The sequence below is a fragment of the Hydrocoleum sp. CS-953 genome, assembly GCF_002260545.1.
Taxonomy (GTDB): Bacteria; Cyanobacteriota; Cyanobacteriia; order Cyanobacteriales; family Microcoleaceae; genus Trichodesmium.
Window position 1 is genome coordinate 1 of sequence record NZ_LGSU01000626.1, and the last position, 3,924, is coordinate 3,924.

3 protein-coding genes are annotated in these 3,924 nt (G+C 35.9%); 2 read left to right on the plus strand and 1 reads right to left on the minus strand.

The window, feature by feature from the left end:
• Positions 1–523: 523 nt before the first annotated feature.
• Entirely contained in the window at positions 524–1,228 is a 705-nt protein-coding gene (locus AFK68_RS06980) for a carbohydrate-binding family 9-like protein (protein ID WP_094672134.1), read from the minus strand.
• Positions 1,229–1,683: 455 nt separating this feature from the next.
• On the opposite strand from AFK68_RS06980, the gene AFK68_RS06985 reads away from it, so the two are divergent.
• Both AFK68_RS06985 and AFK68_RS06990 read left to right on the plus strand, forming a co-directional pair.
• Positions 1,684–3,144, plus strand: a complete 1,461-nt coding sequence (locus AFK68_RS06985) for an NAD(P)/FAD-dependent oxidoreductase (protein ID WP_094672135.1) — start codon at positions 1,684–1,686, stop codon at positions 3,142–3,144.
• A gap of 54 nt (positions 3,145–3,198) precedes the next feature.
• Positions 3,199–3,906: an NAD(P)/FAD-dependent oxidoreductase gene (locus AFK68_RS06990; protein WP_094672136.1), complete on the plus strand. Its 708-nt coding sequence runs from the start codon at positions 3,199–3,201 to the stop codon at positions 3,904–3,906.
• The last annotated feature ends 18 nt before the right edge of the window (positions 3,907–3,924 follow it).

Below are 3,924 nucleotides of genomic sequence, written 5' to 3' on the forward strand. Positions count from 1 at the left end.
CTGCATCGCTGTAAGTATCCAAATTTCTTGTTTCTAATTTAACCCCATATTTGTCAGCTAAGGAGGTAAGTTTTTCGGCTTCACCAATCTGATAATTTCTGCCAGTAATTGTATTTGTTTTCATATTTCTTATTCATGTCTAATTCTATTCTTAAATTACCAAACTTTAGTAACTTTATGCAAGATATTTTAGGATTTTAAATTCAGAGGCAATTTTTGATAAAAATGGTAAATATAGCAATATGGTTTGAGTTGTGAGATATTGGAGATTTTTAGGGAACAGGGAACAGGGAACAGGGAACAAAGAAAAAATGTATCTATATATTATAAGATAACTGCTATATTCTATACCTTTAAGGAATACTTCAATTCTCACATCTGATTCCTGATTGCTATATTATGAATTTAATTGGGGCTTCTCAATAAACTTTTAAAGTATTTACAGATAGACATTTTAGCATTTTTTTAATGTAAGCTATTCACTTTATAAAACTGCCAAAACTCAAAATTTTCCTTCTTATAATTATCTTTTCCAAAAGGGACTTTCTGTTATTGAAAATGCTACACGACCAAAATATTGAGGTGCATGAAACTGGGGTTTTGGAGTTTGACTGGGAGACCATTGACTATACTGTAAATTTGTCTGACCACCTAGACGGTTAAGATTGAGATGCCAAATTTCTTCTGGTTTCGGTGGTATATTTTTAGCAACCTGAGCAAAATTGTTGAAAGGAATGGCTGCTTCTAATATCCAATATTTATCTGTATCACTATCGTCATTTAAACTCCCAACAATTGAAGTAGCAATTTTTATACCTTCACCATTCCATTCCTTAGTCTTTCGTCCCTCTGAAGTGTGACGATGAAATTGATCGAGAAATGCCTCCTGCACGTTCATTTCAATATTAAAATAGGTAAGGGGTTGATCGGGATTTGGTGCTGTAAAAACTTCTACACAATCATCTTGAAAAACAGCACTATCACGCTCGGTTTTTTCTGCCCAAATATGTGCATCTTCAACAATAAAAGATACATATAAATTATCATCATCCCACAACAATTTACTAACAGTTTTTTCTTGTTTTCCTGACTCCCACCAAGGAAATTTAAAAGCACCTACATCTGGTGCTGCTGTCCATGCTGGCTCATCTAATTTACCATCAATAATTATAGGCGTACCTGTCCTCAATATAGTATAAAATGGCTGGCTACCTGCCAATGTTTTCATTGATAAAAAAAGTATAAATGATAGAGAAAAAAGAGCAGCAATTAGTATTTTTTTGTACTTCAATATTTTCTGATGTTTCACAGTAATGTTCTAGATTATTGAATTTTAATTTGGTTAATTTGCACCAAAGGTTTATTTTAGCACTTGATAGTCTTTCACTACACCCATTAAGCTTAAACCTAAACTTAAAGGTAACTAACTTTAGAGATTATATAGCAATTTCCGAAGCTATGAGGTACAGTTGTTTTTATTCTTTTCTATTCCCTATTCCCTTATAAATTCTAAATCACCTTACTATTGTACAATAGTTGTACAGGACTTACGCATGAAGTACGAAAAACTAGCGTTTGAGATTGCTATCCGTTCCGGACTGCTCCGCAAACCCTGTCGGTCGCAATGACCAAAATACGTTGTACTGCGTAAGTCCTGTTGTAGTTATTATTTAAGATTAATTTATGAAACTAGAACAGACAGAATCATTGTCACCAGAAAACTCCACTCCAACAATTGACTATGATGTAGCGATCGTTGGTGCAGGTCCAGTAGGATTAGCAACCGCCCTTGGTTTACGTCAACGTGGCATTGAAAATATTATTGTCCTAGACCAAACTCGGTCTTTTCGTAGAGTGGGTCAGTATATTGTTGTTGTGCCCAATGGGTTACAAGCACTTAAACATATTGATACCCAAGCATATCAAAGTATGAAAGAAACTGTTAACAAATCCAATAACAATTCACTACAAAAAGATAAACCAAAGTCAAAATGGAATGTCACAAATGTGAATGGGGAAAAAATTTCTTTATTTTTTCTAGGATACGATGAAATAGTTCATAAATACGGAGATTTTGTAACATTTATGCATTGGTATGATTTACAGAGTCAACTGAGAAAACTATTACCAAGCCATATTGTTAAAGCTAATCATCGTTGTGTCAATATAGTTGAAGATCCAGAATTTCAATGCGTTCGCGCTGATTTTGTTTCTAATCTAGGGGCAAAACCTAACCCGTATTCCCACTGGGAAAATAAACAGGAAAAAGATAAAAATAGCACTGGGAATTCTTCCCAATTTGTTGAATCAGAAATAACATCGATCCGTGCTAAACTATTGATTGGAGCTGATGGAATTAATTCTACTGTACGTCAGCTAATGTACAAAGAAACTCCATACTCTGTATACAGCAAACCAGAATATTCTGGTTTTTCTGGTATCTGTTGTGATGAAGTTAAGGAAGTTCCAGAAGCTCTTTTACACCAAATTGAAGGTCGGTTTCTTGATGGTGCCACAGGGGTAGTAATTTATAATGACCCAGCCTTGGAAAATTCTACAGAAAATCAAATTCCCCAAATGAAAATGGTTATATTGTCGCAAGCGCCTGGTCAGTTTAAATATATAATTGATGCAGGTTTGGCTTTAGAGTTATTGGCAGGGAAGTCAGGAAAAGAGTTAATTGATACTGTAGTCTTGGAGTTGAAAAAGGCTAACTTTCCAGAGGTGATTCAGCAGTTTGTGGCTTTATCCTCTCCAGAGCAGATAGTACAACGCCCTTTTTATATTCATCCCGTAACTGTTAATACTCAAGACAAGCTCAAGTGGAACATGGGACGAGTTGTATTGGTGGGAGATGCTGCCCACGGAATGCCACCTCTTGCGGGTCAAGGTGCTAATCAAGGTTTTGAAGATGCTGCTGCGATCGCAACATTAATTGGTGATATTAACCAGAAAAATCAGTGGGATGATATGACAGCGATAGAAGCAGCTTTTAATAAATATAAATATTTGCGTTGCCCAATTTTGGAGCGCGTTCAAGAAGCAAGTTTAAGCATAATACCCCTTTCAGAAGGGCAGCAGCGGGAGTATGCTGAAAAACTCTACGGTCGTAATATTGCAGAAATTATGGAAACATTATTGTAACGATAACTCTTACAACTATTGTACAATATTTTTAGTAATTACCAATATCAGTTTATGAAACCAGAAAACTCCAGTCCAAAAAATGACTATGATGTGGCGATCGTTGGTGCCGGTCCAGTGGGATTAGCAACCGCCCTTGGTTTACGCCAACGTGGCATTGAAAGTATTATTGTCCTCGACCAAACTCGCGCCTTTCGTAAAGTAGGTCAGGGTGTCGATCTTTTACCCAATGGCTTGAAAGCACTTAAATATACCCATACCCAAGCATACGAAAATATCAAAGAAACTGGTAATAAGCTAATACAACCAAACCAGGAAACAAAGGCAGAAAAAAATCAGCCAGTTCCAGAATGGGCGACTAGAAATGTCAACGGGCAAAAAATCCGTTCGTTTTCTCTAGGATACGATGATTTTTTTCAGAAGTACGGGGAGGGGAGGGTATCAATATCTTGGTATGATTTACAAACTCAATTGAGAATACTGTTACCAGAGGAAGTTGTCAAAGCTAATCATCGTTGTGTAAATGTAGTCGCCGAGCCAGAATTGAAATGTGTTCGAGCAGATTTCATTTCTAATCTGACAGCAGAAGCTAATCCCTATGCCCATTGGGAAAATAAACAACAAGACGATAAAACCAGCACTGTAAGTTCTTCCCAATTACCCCAATCAGAAATTACATCTATCCGTGCTAAATTATTAGAGTTGTTGGGAAATAACTTAGATTACAAAAAAAATAAAATGAAAACAGATATATTTAGTTAGTGATTTTATTATTTATGC

What these genes read in the sequence shown, in the direction of transcription:
- AFK68_RS06990 (WP_094672136.1), top strand. Translation starts at nt 3,199, where the DNA reads ATGAAACCAGAAAACTCCAGTCCAAAAAATGACTATGATGTGGCGATC.
- AFK68_RS06985 (WP_094672135.1), top strand. Translation starts at nt 1,684, where the DNA reads ATGAAACTAGAACAGACAGAATCATTGTCACCAGAAAACTCCACTCCA.
- AFK68_RS06980 (WP_094672134.1), bottom strand. Translation starts at nt 1,228, where the DNA reads ATGAAAACATTGGCAGGTAGCCAGCCATTTTATACTATATTGAGGACA.